The sequence below is a fragment of the Paenibacillus helianthi genome (assembly GCF_001909055.1).
Classification (GTDB): domain Bacteria; phylum Bacillota; class Bacilli; order Paenibacillales; family Paenibacillaceae; genus Paenibacillus_AQ; species Paenibacillus_AQ helianthi.
The window spans coordinates 50,229-67,850 of record NZ_LVWI01000025.1 but is presented as its reverse complement, the minus strand read 5'-3'; the positions used below and the strand labels follow the sequence as shown (position 1 = coordinate 67,850).

The 17,622-nt window shown below is 49.5% G+C and carries 15 protein-coding genes; 14 read left to right on the top strand and 1 reads right to left on the bottom strand.

What is annotated here, in order from left to right:
* Window positions 1-70: 70 nt before the first annotated feature.
* The gene (locus A3844_RS06970; RefSeq protein WP_074084638.1) at window positions 71-253 is read right to left on the bottom strand and encodes a transcriptional regulator; all 183 of its coding nucleotides are present in this window, start codon (window positions 251-253) and stop codon (window positions 71-73) included.
* A gap of 163 nt (window positions 254-416) precedes the next feature.
* Between A3844_RS06970 and A3844_RS06965 the strand changes: the two genes are divergently transcribed.
* From A3844_RS06965 to glnA, 14 genes are all read left to right on the top strand, one after another.
* Complete coding sequence (locus A3844_RS06965) at window positions 417-1,259, top strand: SPFH domain-containing protein (RefSeq protein ID WP_074084637.1); 843 nt, start codon at window positions 417-419, stop codon at window positions 1,257-1,259.
* Window positions 1,260-1,271: 12 nt separating this feature from the next.
* A complete protein-coding gene (locus tag A3844_RS06960) occupies window positions 1,272-1,442 on the top strand; it encodes a type II toxin-antitoxin system antitoxin (protein ID WP_074084636.1) in 171 nt (56 codons plus the stop codon).
* Between the two features lie 527 nt (window positions 1,443-1,969).
* A complete protein-coding gene (gene thrS, locus A3844_RS06955) occupies window positions 1,970-3,907 on the top strand; it encodes a threonine--tRNA ligase (RefSeq protein WP_074103119.1) in 1,938 nt (645 codons plus the stop codon).
* 429 nt (window positions 3,908-4,336) lie between these two features.
* On the top strand, window positions 4,337-4,912 hold the full coding sequence (locus tag A3844_RS31750) for a 3D domain-containing protein (RefSeq protein WP_425270598.1): 576 nt from the start codon (window positions 4,337-4,339) through the stop codon (window positions 4,910-4,912).
* Between the two features lie 166 nt (window positions 4,913-5,078).
* Entirely contained in the window at window positions 5,079-5,216 is a 138-nt protein-coding gene (locus A3844_RS32715; RefSeq protein WP_167374642.1) for a hypothetical protein, read from the top strand.
* Window positions 5,217-5,473: 257 nt separating this feature from the next.
* A complete protein-coding gene (liaF, locus tag A3844_RS06945; protein ID WP_074106998.1) occupies window positions 5,474-6,562 on the top strand; it encodes a cell wall-active antibiotics response protein LiaF in 1,089 nt (362 codons plus the stop codon).
* A gap of 2 nt (window positions 6,563-6,564) precedes the next feature.
* A complete protein-coding gene (locus A3844_RS06940; protein ID WP_074084633.1) occupies window positions 6,565-7,620 on the top strand; it encodes a HAMP domain-containing sensor histidine kinase in 1,056 nt (351 codons plus the stop codon).
* Window positions 7,621-7,698: 78 nt separating this feature from the next.
* Window positions 7,699-8,352 carry a response regulator gene (locus A3844_RS06935; RefSeq protein ID WP_074084632.1) on the top strand — a complete coding sequence of 218 codons (654 nt, stop codon included), beginning with the start codon at window positions 7,699-7,701 and terminating at the stop codon, window positions 8,350-8,352.
* Between the two features lie 440 nt (window positions 8,353-8,792).
* Entirely contained in the window at window positions 8,793-10,490 is a 1,698-nt protein-coding gene (locus tag A3844_RS06930; protein ID WP_083606736.1) for a S1C family serine protease, read from the top strand.
* Between the two features lie 125 nt (window positions 10,491-10,615).
* Window positions 10,616-11,302: a response regulator transcription factor gene (locus A3844_RS06925; protein ID WP_074084631.1), complete on the top strand. Its 687-nt coding sequence runs from the start codon at window positions 10,616-10,618 to the stop codon at window positions 11,300-11,302.
* Between the two features lies 1 nt (window position 11,303).
* A complete protein-coding gene (locus tag A3844_RS06920; RefSeq protein WP_074084630.1) occupies window positions 11,304-12,755 on the top strand; it encodes a sensor histidine kinase in 1,452 nt (483 codons plus the stop codon).
* A 59-nt stretch (window positions 12,756-12,814) separates the two neighbouring features.
* Window positions 12,815-13,771: a 4-hydroxy-3-methylbut-2-enyl diphosphate reductase gene (locus A3844_RS06915; RefSeq protein ID WP_074106997.1), complete on the top strand. Its 957-nt coding sequence runs from the start codon at window positions 12,815-12,817 to the stop codon at window positions 13,769-13,771.
* A gap of 304 nt (window positions 13,772-14,075) precedes the next feature.
* Window positions 14,076-15,122 carry a 3-deoxy-7-phosphoheptulonate synthase gene (gene aroF, locus A3844_RS06910; RefSeq protein ID WP_074106996.1) on the top strand — a complete coding sequence of 349 codons (1,047 nt, stop codon included), beginning with the start codon at window positions 14,076-14,078 and terminating at the stop codon, window positions 15,120-15,122.
* A 281-nt stretch (window positions 15,123-15,403) separates the two neighbouring features.
* Complete coding sequence (glnA, locus tag A3844_RS06905; RefSeq protein ID WP_074106995.1) at window positions 15,404-16,828, top strand: type I glutamate--ammonia ligase; 1,425 nt, start codon at window positions 15,404-15,406, stop codon at window positions 16,826-16,828.
* Window positions 16,829-17,622 lie beyond the last annotated feature (794 nt).

Below are 17,622 nucleotides of genomic sequence, written 5' to 3'. Positions count from 1 at the left end.
GTGATAGCTAGAGATGACCAGTATATGGCGAGACCCGTGTATGTTTAATGCACACGGGTCTCTTTGGGGGTTACTTTGTAGCAGCTTCCCACTTACAGCGGACCGGGGAGACAATTGCATTTTCTTTTTTCAACTCAGTGAAGGCTTTATCGATAGCTTTGCGTTCCAGACCAGACAGCTTTTCAACTTCGCCTGCGCTTAGCGGCGTTGCTGATGCCTTGATAATATCCAATACTTGCTCCTTAACACTCATATGTTCCACGTCCTTCTCCATTTAATTGTAAGACTATGACTTCAGATAGGTTCTTTAGTATAAGAGATAATAGGACGGAATGCAGTGATATTTTTAGTTTACAACAATATCCATAAGTGATATCATAATCATATCAAATACATATCTTATGGAGGTGCCTTTCATGAAAGAAAAAACATTGCGTCCAGTTAGTGGTTTTCTGGTTATTGCGCTTATTGCCATTTGCTTGGCAGGGGGGATTTACGGTGCAACATATGACTATGCTGTGGTTCCGGTTATTCTGTTCATCATTGCGGGTGTGCTATGTACGAGTATTACGGTAGTGCAGCCTAATAAGTCGGTCGTGGTAACCTTTTTCGGCAAATATGTCGGTACCATTGCTAGCAGCGGACTCTTCGCAGTCATTCCGTTTAGTATCCGTAAGACCGTATCCCTGCGGGTGCGCAATTTCAACAGCGTTAAGCTGAAGGTCAATGATGTCGAGGGGAATCCGGTTGAGATTGCTGCAGTTATTGTATTTAAAGTCATCAACTCGGCAAAGGCGTTGTTCGATGTCGACAAATATATGGCGTTTGTGGAAATCCAGAGCGAGACCGCACTACGGCATGTGGCCAGCCGGTATCCTTACGACAATTTTAACGAATCGGGCATGTCCCTTCGTGCGAATTCGGATGAGATTGCCAAGGAACTGGCAGCCGAGCTTCAGGACCGCCTTTCCTTATCCGGTGTTGAAGTGATTGAAGCGCGGCTGACACATCTGGCTTATTCTACTGAAATCGCCAGTACTATGCTGCAGCGGCAGCAGGCCTCAGCGATTCTGTCCGCGCGGCAGATTATCGTCGAAGGGGCGGTCGGAATGGTAGATATGGCGATCCGCCAGCTGAAGGAGAGCGGAGTAGTCGAACTGGATGAAGAGCGCAAGGCGGCGATGATTAACAATCTGATGGTAGCGATCGTGTCGGAGCGTGGAGCGAGTCCGGTCATTAACGCCGGCTCGTTGTACTAAGGACGGTTCATCATGGCGGCCAAGAAAAGCTTTCCGCTGCGGATCGATCCTGACCTGCACGAAGCGCTGGAACGTTGGGCGGGAGAAGAGTTTCGCAGCGTAAACGGACATATCGAATATTTGCTGCGTGAGGCTTTGAAACGCGCAGGCCGCTTGCCTGAACGGAAACGCCTGGAAGAATAGACTTGCAGGGCAGAAGATGGCTTCTGCCCTTAAGCTATTTTACAATAGAAGGATTTATATGTTCGCGCTATAGATCATCCTTCTACTTGCTGGCGGTGTTGTTGCGGATGATAAATACAGGGACTGACTTGACGGAAGGCTGGAGAGAGAATTATAATTACACAAGATTCACGTTATCAGCGTTGACAAAGATATGGATGATTACTTTTTAGGGCCGCTTCAGAGAGAGGAAACTTCAGGCTGTGATTTCCTCCGGTATCCGGTAATCCATCTACCCCTTTGTAGCTGCGGTTATGAACTCCCAAGTGCTGTTGGGCAGCGGACAACCTGCCAGGGATAGTAAGAACCGCCGGTTCATGGCCGTTATCTCCATGCTGACGAAGGATTCCTGCTAGCCGGGAATCGAATTTGGGTGGAACCACGGGTGCAATCACTCGTCCCTTTGCGGGACGGGTGTTTTTTGTGTTCAGGGACATTTCCGTTCCGTTACTTATGCGGCCTTACCAAAATATTAGGAGGAATAAATCATGTCAGTTAATATCAAGCTTCCGGACGGCTCGGTCCGGGAATATGCCGATGGCAGCAGCATTGATGATGTAGCCGCTTCGATCAGCAGTGGTCTCCGCAAAAATGCAGCAGCAGGCAAGCTGAACGGTATCGTTGTAGACCTGTCTACGCCGCTGCAGGAAGGTGCATTGGTTGAGATCGTCACTTTGGATTCGCCGGAAGGCCTGGAAGTGATGCGCCACAGTACAGCCCACTTGATGGCGCAGGCAGTACGCCGCCTGTTCGGGACTAAGGAGGTTAAGCTGGGTGTAGGCCCGGTGATCGAAGATGGCTTTTACTATGATATGGATCTGGAGCACCCGCTCAATCCGGAGGACCTGCTGAAGATCGAGAAGGAAATGGAGCGTATCGTCTCGGAGAATCTGCCGATCGTGCGTATTGAGGTCAGCCGCAAGGAAGCACTGGAGCGTTTCGGTGAACTGGAAGATCCCTATAAGCTGGAGTTGATTGAAGCGCTGCCTGAAGATAGCGTGATCACGATATATGAGCAGGGAGAATTCTTTGACCTTTGCCGCGGCCCGCATGTGCCCTCCACTGCGAAGATCAAGGTCTTCAAGCTTATGAACGTAGCCGGAGCCTACTGGCGTGGGGACAGCAAGAACAAAATGCTGCAACGTATATACGGTACTGCCTGGATCAAAAAAGCTCAGCTCGATGAGTATCTGCACCTGCTGGAAGAAGCAAAGAAACGCGACCACCGTAAGCTGGGTAAAGAGCTGGAGATCTTCACCTTCAACCAGCTGGTAGGACAAGGCCTGCCAATCTGGCTTCCAAAAGGTGCGAAATTGCGCAGTATTCTGGAACGCTATATCGTCGATCTGGAAGCAAGCCTGGGTTACCAGCATGTATATACTCCGGTGCTCGGCAATGTAGAGCTGTACAAAACTTCAGGACACTGGGAGCATTACCAAGAGGATATGTTCCCCAAGATGACAATCGACAATGAGGAATTCGTGCTTCGTCCGATGAACTGCCCGCATCACATGATGATTTACAAGAGTTCGATGCACAGCTATCGTGATTTGCCTATCCGGATTGCCGAGCTTGGTATTCAGCACCGCTATGAAATGTCTGGCGCGTTGACTGGGCTGCATCGTGTGCGTTCGATGACATTGAATGATTCACATATTTTCTGCCGCCTGGATCAGATCAAAAGTGAATTTACCCGTGTGCTTGAGCTGATCAAGCAGGTATACAGCGATTTCGGCATTGCCGACTACCGTTTCCGTCTCTCATACCGTGATCCGAAGGATACTGAAAAATACTATCCGAACGATGAAATGTGGGAGACTGCACAGCGCATGCTGCGAGAAGTAGTGGAAGAAGCGGGCCTGCCGTTTTTTGAAGCGGAAGGCGAAGCAGCGTTCTACGGTCCGAAGCTGGACGTTCAGATCAAGACTGTACTTGGCAAAGAAGAAACATTGTCCACTGTGCAAATCGACTTCCTGCTTCCTGAGCGTTTTGAGCTGGAATATGTCGGAGACGATGGCCAAAAACACCGTCCGGTTGTGCTGCACCGCGGAATCCTTGGTACCATGGAACGTTTTGTAGCCTTCTTGCTGGAGAACTTTGCCGGCTCACTTCCATTATGGCTGTCCCCGCAGCAGGTGAAGATCATTCCGGTGTCCTCCGCATTTGATGATTACGCTAAGGACGTAGAAGCAAAACTGCTTGCCAGTGGAATCCGGGCCGAAGTAGATCTGCGCAACGAGAAAATGGGCTATAAAATCCGTGAAGCACAGCTCGAAAAGATCCCTTATATGTTCGTGGTGGGCGAGAATGAAATGAACGCCGGAAGTGTCTCCATCCGCAAGCGCGGAGAAGGCGATATCGGTGCCCAGCCGCTGCAGGAAGTGATCGCTTCCTTAGTGAAGGAAGTTGCGGAGCGTGTAATCTAAAGCTTCAGGTATAACCTCATTTATATAACTTTAATGTCATTCATTCGCCTCTGTTATAAGCCGCCTGCGGCCGGGTTTTAAACGGCTCCAGGTATAAAATTTTGTGAAACGGGAAACCTTCGCTAATAGGGGGAGGTTTAACAAATGAACAAAATGGGCTTATACCAGAGGTTTTGGTGTCTTTTCGTAACGATTGTGCTTTTGCTGACTGCCGCCGGGGTCTATCCTGATTTTGGACGCAAGCCGGTGGAAGCTAACGGGACGGGAGACACTGCAGGTCAATTAAGCAATAGTATAAACAAGTCACTTGATCCGCAACATATAAAAGGTTCTGTGCAGTTCAGCGGTGCCAGCGGCCACACCGGGCCGGAAGTGCTGGCAGCTGGTCAAGCCGCGCTGTATGATCAAGGAGAATCCGCATCCAGAGGGGTGTCCCGTTCCGAAGCGCTCGCACAGTCCGGCAAGCCGGCAGCCACTAAGGCTCCAAAACATACACCAGCACCTCATGCAGTCACACAACCGGGTAATACTGCTTCCAAACCGCCAGCAACCGTACAGGTAGCGGCACCAGGGCCGGAGCAGATTATCACTTCTTTCAAGGTAACTGCTACAGGCTACACAGCAGGTTTTGAATCTACAGGTAAAACCTCAAAGCATCCGCAGTACGGCATCACGTATTCTGGTGTCAAAGTCCGCCGGGACAAAAATGCAGTATCGACCATCGCTGCTGATCCCAAAGTGATTCCGTTAGGCAGTGTTTTGTATATCCCCGGCTATGGCTACGCAGTTGTGGCAGATACCGGTTCGGCTATCAAGGGCCGGAAGATTGATCTTTATTTTTCTACCACTAAGCAGGTTTATAAGGAATGGGGTAAAAAAACGGTAGTGGTGCAGCTCATTAAGCGGGGGAACGGAAGATGTACCGAAAACATGCTGAAGAGTCTGGGCCGGGCTGTTCAGACCTATAATGCCATTCCGCAGGATCTTCTTGAGGAAGTCATCTAGGGTTTCCCTACACACTGCCAGTATGAATTTTATTTCACATAAGTATGCATAATAAGGTCCCGCCTTTCCCATAATACGGACTGGGGCAGAATAAGCAGCCTCTTTCGTTAGATTCTCGGATGCACTCTGGTATCAGACTGCATAAGAGACAAGGGAGGTGATTTCCGTGGCCAATTCTAAAAAACCAAAGGTTCAAGAAAACTACAAAACACCAAATGAAAAATACAATGCTGAGTTTGCTGTAGAAAATGACGGCGCATCTAAGCAGAGTATGGCAAAACCGGTTCAAAAACCGCAGCAATAATGCTGTAGTTCAAACTTTTGTAGCACCATCTTTTAACTGCATCTGTTCAATCACCGTCTGTCCCGTTTCCGTTCAGTTCCTGAGCGGCGGGGCAGTTTTTTTGTGAGCAGAACTTTACTGCGATTCTACATCCCCCTCGGTCCAGAGACTGAGTCAAGTTTCCTTCTCCCGGCGCTGTTCTCCGGCTGCCTGTTCCTGTAGACTAAGGCTATAAGAGTGAATGAGTGAGCTATATCAACATAAAGGGGAAATGAAGGATGAAAAGACGATTCACCAGCCAGATCCTCGGGGGTCTGCTCCTGATTGGACTGGGAGCGATGTTTTTGCTGCGGCAGATGGGGTATACCGATTTCAATATAGGTTCCCTTTTTGCTGATTATTGGCCGGTTATTCTCATTATTATGGGGATCCAGAATGTTCTGTCTACGAATGAGCGCGGCTCTAAGGGTTCATCTGCTTTTTGGGGATTCCTCTACTTGGCACTTGGGGTGTTTTTCCTGGGGAGGAACCTGGATTGGTTTGATGTTTCAGCCGGCGACTTTTTCAAATTGCTGATTCCCGTGATGCTGATCGGTGGAGGATTATATGTTATCTTCAAGCCGCGGGATCATACTCCACCTGTACCGCCCGCACCGCCCGCACCGCCCGCACCCAAGGGCTACTATCCTCCAGGACCTGGAGCAGGACCTCTGGATGTTGAGCCTCCAAAGCCCCTCGAATCCACACTGGATGAGCAATTCGAGCAGAAGTTCGGCAAGTCTGAGGGGCAACGGGATTGGAACGAGTACTTGCATAAGGATGAAGAGGAGGACGAGAGCGACAACGGGAGATTCCACTCTTCTGCAGATTCCCGCTGGCAGGAGAAGCACGAGAGGCACGAACGCAGACGGCAGGAGCGCCAGGAGCGCCACGCACGCCGGCATGGCGAATGGCATGAAGAGTTCCATGGTGCCGCAGATCGTAAGGAAACGACGAACCGTTCCGCTTTTATTGGGGATGTTCATGTGGGCAAGGATCATTTTCAGCTGAAGAATACAAATATTTCGCAGTTCATTGGCGACACCGTCCTGGATCTGACCAATGCGCAGATTCCCTACGGAGAGACGAAGATCAATATTTCTGCTTTTGTAGGCGACATCAAGGTGTATATACCGGAAGATATGGACCTGGGAGTCAAGGTGAACAGCAGTTCTTTTATCGGAGATATGCAGGTTCTGGAGCAGTCGCGCAGCGGGTTCATGAGCAGCGTGCAATGCAATACACCTTATTATAAGGAAGCCGGCAAAAAAGTCCGTATTAATGTCAGTGCCTTCATTGGCGACATTAAAATTAAAACGGTGGGGTAAGCATGGGGAAATTATTAAGTAATACCAAATGGATGCTGCTGGTGTATTTTCTGCTTAGTGGCGGTGTAACCGCCGGACTTATGTATGCCGGGACATGCCTGGGCTATATCAAGGTTCAGGATTACCGTATGTGGCTGTATCTTTGCGTGGGGATCGTGTTGTTCACTGTAGTTGTAGGGTATATGGCCGGCCAGCGGATTCAGCGGCGGATTGACCTTTTGGATCTGAACATGCTTCAGGTGGCCAAGGGTAACTTATCCGTACGGATGCCTGAGAGTGATGACCAGTCTTTTGCCAGAGTATACCACGAGTTCAACATGATGATGGACACTGTGGAGAATAAGATGCAGCTGCTGCAGCGATTGGGCGAGCAGGAAGTGATCGAGAAGGAAAAGGCGGCGGAGAGCGCGGTGCTTGAAGAGCGGAGGCGTATGGCACGGGATCTGCATGATACCGTAAGCCAGCAGCTGTTTGCGATTCATATGTCCGCTTCTTCGCTGCCTAAAGTGCTGGAGCGGAATGCGGAGCATGGCAGAACCGTTATGGATCAGCTGATTACCATGTCCCAAATGGCCCAGAAGCAGATGCGAGCCCTGATTGCCCAGCTCCGGCCGGTAGAACTGGAGGGCCGGAATCTGTTCGAGGCGCTGGAGAAATGGTTCCCGGATTATTGCCGCCAGAACGGACTTAAAGGCGTGAAAGAGCTTGAGCTGCAAGGAGAGTTGTCCGAAGCCATTGAACATCAGCTGTTCCTGATTATCCAGGAATCGATGGCCAACATTGTCAAGCATGCGGGAGCACGGCTCGTCAGCCTGTCGCTGCGCGAAGTGCCGAGACAAGTAGTGCTGAGCATCAGCGATGACGGGCAAGGCTTCGAGCATGTACAGCATAAGCAGGGCTCATATGGACTTACAACGATGCGTGAACGCGCGGAGAAGCTCGGCGGGCAAGTGGAGATCATTAGCCGCAAGGGAGCTGGAACTACGATCCGTGTACATATACCAAAATTTATCCAGGGCAACCCGGAGCTGGATAATGCTGGTGCGGCCGAGAGCTGATTGATCAAGAGAGTACTTATGATACTGGTTTGATTGTATGCATGAGGTTTAGCTATATTAACACTGAGGAGGATAAAAATGAGTGTCATTAAAGTTCTGCTTGTAGATGATCATGACATGGTCCGGATGGGCCTCAAAACATATCTGATGCTGGACCCGATGTTTGAAGTGATTGGAGAGGCTGCAAATGGGCAGGATGCCTTAAAAACACTCCGGAGCTGGGGGAAGGATGCACTTCCTGATCTGGTTCTGATGGACCTGATGATGCCGTTGATGAACGGTGCGGAGACCACCCGTGCGGTATTGGCTGAATTCCCGGGTCTCAAAATTGTGATTCTCACGAGCTTCCTGGAGGATGATCTTGTCGTGGATGCTATTGAAGCCGGTGCCGTCAGCTATGTGCTCAAAACAGTCTCGGCGGAGGAGCTGATCTACGCACTTCAAGGTGCTTTCCGCGGTATGCCGGTGATGACCGGTGATGTATCCCAAGCCCTTACCCGCGGCATCCGCCAGCGGACGGTACAAGGAGATTCTTCGGGTCTCACCGAGCGGGAGAAGGAAGTGCTGCTGCTCATTGCCGAAGGCAAGACCAATAAGGACATCGGCGAGGAGCTTCATATCAGCATCAAAACTGTAAAGACGCATGTCAGCAACCTGCTGATGAAATGTGAGCTGGATGACCGTACCCAGCTGGCGATTTATGCTCACCGCAAGGGCTGGGCTCAGGGTTAAACCATATTAATCCTAGTAATTGAGTTAGGCTACCTGTCTATCACACTCCGGTTGCACTACATATTGTCCTATTAATATTAATCTTGCTATCTTAATAATATAACGGTATTGTTTCTGGCCCGGCGCGTTTTGTGTGCTCGGGCCTTTTTTTCGCTTCTATTCGCTATTATCATAGCGAATATCGGATTTCTCTTCCCTGCCAGGGACCCTATTGTCGGGGCGAAAAGTATACAGCCGCCTTTAAACCCGTGTTCCACCCGCAGTGGTCCATTCAAGAGAATACGGGTTTAATAGTGGTGTTGCCTGATACTAGGGTTCCCCCACTTTTTATCTCCGCTTAAATTGTTTTTAATGTGACCTTAAGGTTTAAAGTACAAAATAAGAACAAGAAAACAAATTAATCCTTGCCGGATACGCAAGGTGCGGGAGGAAAGAAAAACATGGACGATAACAAAAATAACTATGATCGTGAAAACAACTTTAATCGTGATAATGAACCGTCTCCGGAGCGGCAATGGGATAGCAATAGCAGCGACAACGTGAACAGCAATGATAACGGTAATATCAATAGCAATAATAATGAGTCTCCTGAAACCGGATCTTCCTACTATTACTCTTACGGACCTTTCAAATCGCTGAACAAAGATGAGATGAACCCGGATGATCCGCAGCATTACAACCGCCGGGAACCGGAACGTGTAGAGGTTAATCCTCCACAGCCGGTCAGACCGGTTCCATACAGCACTTCGCTGCGGACAACCGGAATGGACGGCAACGGCGGGCGGGGTGGCAATGGAGCAGATGGAGGTAATGGCTGGCAGTACAACCATAAGCCCAAGAAACCTGTAAAAACGGTACTGGTATCTTTTCTCGCCGGAATGATAGTTCTCTCAGGCTCCATGTTCGCAGCAGACCGCGGCAACTGGTTCACAGGGGACCCTGTCACTACTGCGGCTGTATCCAACACTGCGGCCAAGACGGCAAATGGAAGCGTAAATGTTACACCGTCTACCACCACGACATCGCTGCTTACCGGGACAACAGATGCTTCGAGAGTGGTTGATTCCGTAGGCCCGGCCGTTGTCAAAATTGAGACCTTGGTAAAAGCAAACTCTGGCAGAAACTCTACTAATCCGAATATGAGTGATCCGTTCTCACAATTTTTCTTCGGTGATCAATTTGGCAGCAACGGCTCTTCCGGGTCGAATTCAGGATCGAATTCAGAATCCAATTCAGGTTCGAATTCTACTTCCCAGCTTACACCGTATGGAATCGGAACAGGTTTTATCTATGATTCCTCAGGTTATATTTTGACCAACCAGCATGTTGTTGACAAGGCCGATGTAATTCAGGTTACCGTTGACGGCACTACGAAGACCTATGAAGCCAAATTGCTCGGGACCAGCAAGGATCTGGATTTGGCTGTTCTGAAGATTGAAGGAAAAAACTTCCCTACGGTACAGCTGGGTGATTCGGACAGCATTAAGGTCGGCTCCGAAGTGGTAGCGATTGGTAACCCGCAGGGTTTTGACCATACCGTTACAGCGGGTGTGCTCAGCGCCAAAAACCGCAGCATTGATATCAATGAAGAAGACGGAAGCGGTACCCGTAATTATAAAAACCTTCTGCAGACGGACGCTTCCATTAACCCTGGTAACTCCGGCGGCCCGCTGCTTAACCTGAATGGCCAGGTTATCGGAATGAACGTAGCCGTAAGCACGGACTCACAAGGGATCGGATTCGCCATTGCGGTGAATACCATTAAAAATGTTGTAGACAAACTCGAAGCCAACCAGGAAATCCCTAAAGAACCGGTTCCATTCATTGGTGCTTCTCTAATGACGATTACCGATGAAGTTGCCAAACAGATGGGTACGAATATTAAAGAAGGTTCTGTCGTAGCCGACATTATCTTTAAATCGCCAGCCTATACCGCTGATCTGCGTCCTTACGATATTATTACAGGTGTTAACGGCAAGAAATATGCAACCAGCCAAGATCTGATTACCTACATCCAGACGCTAAAAGTAGGTGACAAAATCACGCTCGACGTAGTCCGTGACGGCAAAACGCTGGAGCTTTCTGTAACTATTGGCAATAAAAACGACTTCAACACTACTCAAACTCAGCGCCAGTAACAGACACCGTGACGGTGCATTGCACAGCGGAAGGGGAAACCCTTCCGCTTTTGCTGCACGGGCTGCGAACTGGTGCAATCATGTTACAATAGAGATAGACGATTTGGACAATGGGGGCTGTTTGGATGCGACCGAACATTTTAATTATTGATGACGATGAAAAGATTATTTCCATGCTGCGCCGGGGACTTGCCTTTGAAGGGTATGATGTGAAGACGGCTACAAACGGAGCCGATGGCTTGCGCGCTGTTTTGAACAGTGATCCGGATGTGGTTGTGCTGGATGTTATGATGCCTCAGGTGGATGGCTTCGAGGTCTGCCGGCGTTTGCGGGAGGGTGGCAGTACGGTTCCGGTACTCATGCTCACAGCTAAAGACGAAATTGAGCATAGGGTAAAGGGGTTGGATCTGGGAGCGGATGATTATCTGGTGAAGCCGTTTGCGCTGGAGGAGCTGCTTGCCCGTGTACGCGCATTGTTGCGCCGTAAAAGCGAGCAGGGGGGAAACACAGACCAGGCAGTATCCTACGAGGACATTACGCTGGATGTAGATTCACGTGAGGTAACCCGCGGGGGTAAGCGTCTGGAACTGACAGCGAAGGAGTTCGAGCTGCTGCATCTGTTCATGCAGAATCCGAAGCGGGTGCTGTCCCGCGATCTGATCATGGATAAAATCTGGGGCTACGATTACAGCGGGGAATCCAATGTGCTTGAAGTATATATTGCCATGCTTCGCCAGAAAACCGAGGAGCACGGCGGCAAAAGACTGATTCAGACGATCCGGGGAGCCGGTTACATCCTAAGAGGTGACTAATATGTCGATACGATTGCGGCTGACTGCCTGGTATTCAGGAATTCTGGCCGTTATGCTGCTGGCCTTATCAGCCGCAATTTACGGATTTGTCTATTTTAATACGTATGGTGATTTGAAGGAGCGGCTGAAAGAACAGTCGAATCAAGTTCAATTGAAGCCGTCTTGGAACATTGATGGTACAGTGAAACTTAACCTTGTGGGAATTCAGGCACAAAGTTTGTATGCCCAGATTTACGTCTATAGTGAGAAGACATTGATTCCAAGTATCAATATGGAAAACCTCGGTCTTCAGTTCAAAATTCCCGAGCAGGATGTCGTTAAGAATCAACAGGGGTTTATACGTGCAAATTACGAGGGCAACCCTTTTCTTATCTATCAGATGTCGATTGATGTTACTACCTCAACCGGAGGGGCGCTTCCTGCTGTGCTTCAGGTGGCGGCATACACGGGTGAACAGGACCATCTAATGCAGAATTTGCAGAATATCCTTCTTGTCGGCTCCTTCGCCACCCTGATTGCAGCCTTCACCTTTGGCCTCTTCCTCGCGCGTAAAGCGATGAGTCCGATCGGCAATGTCATTGAAGCAGCCAACGGGATTCAGACGGGAACTGACCTCAGCTCGCGGATTGTTTACGATGGACCACAGGATGAGATTGGACGGCTGATCCAGACCGTCAACAGCATGCTAGGGCGGATGGAAGGCTTTTATACAGAGCTGGAGGATTCTTATGCGACTCAGCGCCGCTTTGTGTCTGATGCTTCGCATGAGCTGCGGACACCGCTGACAACGATACGAGGGAATATCGATCTGCTGCAAAAGATATGGGAGATGAACCCTGAGGAGAGCCGGATGACGGAAGCCGAGATTCGCCAGCTGTCCATTGAATCCGTGAAAGATATCGCGGACGAATCCAAACGCATGAGCCGGCTCGTGGCGGATATGCTCTCGCTGGCCCGGGCCGATACCGGACGGACCTTCGACATTGAGCCGGTAGCGCTGGAGCCGATGATGACTGAGGTGGCCCGCCGGGCTTCATTCCTGCAGCGGCAAGCCGACTGGTCCGTTGGGGATCTAAGTCAGCTGAATGGCAAATATATCGTAGGCAACAAGGATTATTTGCAGCAAATGATGTTTATTTTTATTGATAATGCCTTCAAATACACTCCTGAGGGAGAGGTTACACTGGACGCTGTTTTTTATCAGAATCAGGTGGGAATCCGTATTGCCGATACAGGGATCGGAATGGATAAGGATGAAGTTCCCCATATCTTCGACCGTTTCTATCGTGCGGATGAATCGCGGGGAATCACGGAAGGAATCGGACTCGGCTTGTCAATCGCCAAATGGATTATTGATGAGCACGGGGGTTCGGTTGAGGTGGTTACGCGCCAGGGAGAAGGTACGACTTTTGTTATCTGGCTGCCGCTTCTCTTTGCTCCGCCGCTGGAATAGGGTATAATTAGACCGGTTCTATTACAAGCAGTCAACGACAGCAGAAAGCCGGTGAATTCATGGAAGTCATCAAAATTTCTCCCCGGGGCTATTGCTATGGCGTCGTCGATGCCATGGTCATGGCACGGCAGGCCGCGCAAAATCTTGATTTGCCCCGGCCGATTTATATACTTGGCATGATTGTTCACAACAGCCATGTCACCCATTCGTTTGAGGACGATGGAATTATCACTCTGGACGGACATAACCGGCTGGATATTTTGGATAAAGTCGACAGCGGGACGGTGATTTTCACCGCTCATGGCGTATCCCCGGAAGTCCGCCGCCTGGCCCGTGCCAAAGGACTGACCACGGTCGACGCCACGTGCCCGGATGTAACGAAAACCCATGATCTCATCAAGGAGAAGGTAGACGAGGGTTATGAAATTATCTATATCGGCAAGAAAGGCCACCCGGAACCGGAGGGGGCTGTCGGGATTGCCCCTGAGCATGTCCATCTGATCGAGAAGGAAGAAGAGATTTCCAGCTTGTCTATCCCTTCTTCGCGTATCGTGATTACGAATCAGACCACCATGAGCCAATGGGATATCAAGCATATCATGAAAAAGCTGCTGGAGACCTTCCCCGGGGCAGAGGTGCATAATGAGATCTGCATGGCAACTCAGGTGCGCCAGGAAGCGGTGGCGGAGCAGGCCGGACAATGCGAGCTTGTGATCGTAGTCGGCGATCCGCGCAGCAACAACTCCAACCGTCTGGCCCAAGTGTCGGAGGAGATTGCCGGGGTGCCTGCGCACCGGATTTCCGATATGTCCGAGCTGAAGACCGAGTGGCTGCAGGGGATCACCAAGGTAGGTGTTACTTCAGGTGCGTCTACACCCACGCCGATCACTAAGGAAGTGATCAGTTACCTGGAGCAGTATGATCCAGCGCTTCCCGATACCTGGGAAATTAAGCGTACTGTGAACATGGCGAAGCTCCTGCCGCCAGTGAAGAATAAGAGTGCAAGCACGACCTGATCCAGTAGCCAAATGAACTTATACATTTTTTAGAGAGCACGCAACTTCCGGTTTCCGGGAGCTGTGTGCTCTTTGTTGTGGATGGATTTCCCTGTGTACCCTTAATTTACTTTAGGGGATTAGTGGAAACCAGCCATAATATGGACACAGTCCAGTAGATATGGCTGATTACAGATTGACTAATATAGCGGAATGAGTTAATATTACTTTAGTGCTTAAAAGCGTACACGCGTCGTAGCGAAATAGTATGTGATTTATCTTTCGAGCCGATTTAAGAATATTCATCCAAAAGGGGAGCTATAATATGATCGTCATTACATCGAATCAAACACCACAGGAGCAGGTCAACGAGATTATCGCCGTAATTGAAAAGGAAGGCCTTCAGGTCCATCTCTCACGCGGAGCGGATCATACCGTTATTGGCCTGGTGGGCGGCGTGACTCCGAAGCTCGCAGAACATCTGCGTCAGATGAAAGGCGTCGAGAACGTGGTGAAGATCTCCAAATCCTACAAACTGGCCAGCCGTGATTTCCATCCGGAGGATACAATTATTGATATCCGCGGTGTAAAAATCGGCGGTGAGAATCTGGTGATCATGGGCGGACCCTGCGCTGTGGAATCTCCGGAACAGATCGACGAGATTGCCCGTCTGGTCAAGGCATCGGGCGGTCAGGTACTGCGCGGTGGAGCCTTTAAACCACGGACGGGTCCTTACAGCTTCCAAGGTGTAGGTGTGGAAGGTCTTACGATGATGGCGGAAGCCGGCAAACGCCACGGCCTGCTGACCATCACTGAGGTGATGACACCGGAGTATGTTGATATTTGTGCGGAGCATGCGGATATTCTGCAGGTAGGCACACGCAATATGCAGAACTTTGACTTGCTGCGCAAGCTGGGAACCTGCGGACGCCCTGTGCTGCTTAAGCGCGGCTTCAGTGCGACTTACGATGAATTGTTGAATGCGGCTGAATACATTCTGGCCGGCGGTAACCGTGATGTCATGCTCTGCGAGCGCGGTATCCGTACATTCGAAACGTACACACGGAATACTCTTGATCTGTCAGCGATTCCTGTACTCCAGAACCTGAGTCATCTTCCGGTTATTTCCGATCCGAGTCATGGCACAGGACGGCGTGAACTGGTTGAACCAATGGCCAAGGCATCGGTGGCTGCGGGAGCTAACGGGCTGATTATTGAGATGCATACCGATCCGGATAACTCGATGACAGGAGATGGTGTACAGTCTCTGTTCCCTGAGCAGTTTGACAAGCTGCTGAGAGACTTGGAGAAGCTGGCACCGCTTGTCGGACGCAAGTTCTCAAGTTCGCTGGAGGCGGCTCCGTCCCTTTAATAACAGCGCCTTATAAGGATTTTCACCAGTCCTCCATCCCGCTTCCGGGCGGGTGAGAGGGCTGTTTTTGCGTATGGCGGAGTGAATGTAACATGTGATTCGACTGGGTATGCATTTTTCACCAAAGCGTCAGAATATCTTACATTGTCGTCAGAAATACCTGACATAAGCATTGACGATGTTAGGTTTGAGATTTATAATGACGACAGCAAAAAAATAAAAACAAGAACATTTGATACTGTGAGCGGCCTAATGTTCGGAACTTGGGGAGGAATTAATTCATGTCGGTTGAAAAAGTGTTGCAGACGATCAAGGAAAACAATATCGAGTGGGTGGATTTTCGGTTTGTAGATTTAGGTGGACGTGCTCACCATATCTCATTGCCTGCATCCGCTGTGGAAGAAGAGACATTTGTAAATGGTGTAGCATTTGACGGTTCTTCCATCAAAGGGTTCCGCGGTATCGAAGAATCGGACATGGTTATGATGCCTGATCCAAGTACTATATATATCGATCCTTTTACAGCTCACCCAACGCTGAATATTATGTGTGACATTTTCACACCTGATGGCGAACGTTATGAACGCGACCCGCGCGGTATCGCGGTAAAAGCAGAAGAGTTCCTGCAAACATGCGGTGTGGGTACAGCGGCTTTCTTCGCACCTGAATCCGAATTCTTTATCTTTGACGATGTACGCTACGAAAGCGGAATGAACAGCGCTTCTTTCTTCGTAGATTCTGAAGAAGCAGCATGGAACACCAACCGCAAAGACGAAGGCGGCAACATGGCATTCAAAGTAGGCGTTAAAGGCGGTTACGTGCCAGTAGCTCCAGTGGATTCCCAACAGGATATCCGCAGTGAAATGTGCCGTTTGCTCGCTGAAGCAGGCCTTGAAATCGAACGCCATCACCATGAAGTGGCAACTGCAGGCCAAGCGGAAATCAACTTCCGTTTTGACACCCTGAAGAAAACAGCTGACAATCTCCTGACTTACAAATATATTGTTCAAAACACAGCACGCCAATATGGCAAAGTAGCAACTTTCATGCCTAAACCACTGTTCGGCGACAACGGTAGCGGCATGCACGTTCACCAATCCATCTTCAACGGCAGCGAGCCTTTGTTCTACGAAAAAGGCGCATACGCGAACCTGAGTGAAATGGCGCTCCACTACATCGGTGGTATCCTGTATCATGCTCCGGCACTGATCGCACTGACTAACCCAAGCACCAACTCATTCAAACGTCTGGTTCCTGGTTATGAAGCACCAGTTAACCTGGTTTACTCCAAAGGTAACCGCTCCGCTGCTGTCCGTATCCCGGTAGCTGCTGTAACACCTAAGGGCTGTCGTATTGAATTCCGTACTCCTGACTCCACTGCTAACCCTTACCTGGCTTTCTCGGCTATGCTGATGGCGGGTCTGGACGGAATCAAGAAGAAGATTAACCCTGAAGAAATGGGCTACGGTCCACTGGACAAGAACATCTACGAATTGTCTGATGCCGACAAAGAGAAGATCCGCAGCGTTCCAGGCAGCCTGAACGAAGCGCTTGACGCTTTGGAAGCTGACTACGAATTCCTGACTGAAGGCAACGTCTTCACCAAAGACTTTATCGACAACTATATCGCTCTGAAACGTGCAGAAGCACAAGAGGTTGCTATCCGTGTTCATCCGCATGAATACTCCCTGTACTTTGATGTATAAGATCGCATAATTATATAGTAAATCAAGAAGCCTCCGGGAAACCGGGGGCTTTTTGATGTACAGGAAAATCTCGCCATAAACGGGCCAGCGGGCAGAATGGGAGGTAGAAATACACTTGATTTAGGAGCAATGCCGTACCTGCGGCAATGAGGTGCTGGATTCACCCGTTAGGGTGAGTTTGTTCTTCATAAGAAGAGATGCCAGTAGTGGGCAAACCAAAGATGTGGGGAATTGGAGCTGCAGTATGAACATGAAGGCGCTGAGCGACTCTCTATTGGCTTTACAGCGGCGCAGTGGTGCAATTATGAAGCAAAGGCTTTGAGGCCGTAGCGAGGGCGTCAGCGGCTTCTGGAATCACACCGGGGGCTTCGAGGAATGTGTGAATCCGATTTGTTTACAATCTCCCTGTAGAGAAGAGGGGAGTTAGCTTGGGCAGTTACATGATCAAAGGTGCTGGAACAGAAGATTAGTTTCTGTTTTCGGGATTTTTCGTAAAATCCACCCGTGAAAGTCCATAACTTTCATCTAATAATTTGGGTTACGCTTACATAGAAACAGTTTGCATGCGATTAATGAAAATATAACTAATTACTTACTCGGGAAATAGCCTCTTTCATTCAGTGGATGACTATTTACGAAAATGGTTTCGCTTATCTGGACTACACATGTGATATGGAGTATACCTGTGTTTACGGGGTTTTATAGAAATAATTGATGCCGTAGAAATAACTTTACAAAGAAATCCTACGGTGTGATAATAAAAATCGAAACCGGTTTCTGTAATATGAGCGGTA

What these genes read in the sequence shown, in the direction of transcription:
- A3844_RS06970 (WP_074084638.1), bottom strand. Translation starts at nt 253, where the DNA reads ATGAGTGTTAAGGAGCAAGTATTGGATATTATCAAGGCATCAGCAACG.
- A3844_RS06965 (WP_074084637.1), top strand. Translation starts at nt 417, where the DNA reads ATGAAAGAAAAAACATTGCGTCCAGTTAGTGGTTTTCTGGTTATTGCG.
- A3844_RS06960 (WP_074084636.1), top strand. Translation starts at nt 1,272, where the DNA reads ATGGCGGCCAAGAAAAGCTTTCCGCTGCGGATCGATCCTGACCTGCAC.
- thrS (WP_074103119.1), top strand. Translation starts at nt 1,970, where the DNA reads ATGTCAGTTAATATCAAGCTTCCGGACGGCTCGGTCCGGGAATATGCC.
- liaF (WP_074106998.1), top strand. Translation starts at nt 5,474, where the DNA reads ATGAAAAGACGATTCACCAGCCAGATCCTCGGGGGTCTGCTCCTGATT.
- A3844_RS06940 (WP_074084633.1), top strand. Translation starts at nt 6,565, where the DNA reads ATGGGGAAATTATTAAGTAATACCAAATGGATGCTGCTGGTGTATTTT.
- A3844_RS06935 (WP_074084632.1), top strand. Translation starts at nt 7,699, where the DNA reads ATGAGTGTCATTAAAGTTCTGCTTGTAGATGATCATGACATGGTCCGG.
- A3844_RS06930 (WP_083606736.1), top strand. Translation starts at nt 8,793, where the DNA reads ATGGACGATAACAAAAATAACTATGATCGTGAAAACAACTTTAATCGT.
- A3844_RS06925 (WP_074084631.1), top strand. Translation starts at nt 10,616, where the DNA reads ATGCGACCGAACATTTTAATTATTGATGACGATGAAAAGATTATTTCC.
- A3844_RS06920 (WP_074084630.1), top strand. Translation starts at nt 11,304, where the DNA reads ATGTCGATACGATTGCGGCTGACTGCCTGGTATTCAGGAATTCTGGCC.
- A3844_RS06915 (WP_074106997.1), top strand. Translation starts at nt 12,815, where the DNA reads ATGGAAGTCATCAAAATTTCTCCCCGGGGCTATTGCTATGGCGTCGTC.
- aroF (WP_074106996.1), top strand. Translation starts at nt 14,076, where the DNA reads ATGATCGTCATTACATCGAATCAAACACCACAGGAGCAGGTCAACGAG.
- glnA (WP_074106995.1), top strand. Translation starts at nt 15,404, where the DNA reads ATGTCGGTTGAAAAAGTGTTGCAGACGATCAAGGAAAACAATATCGAG.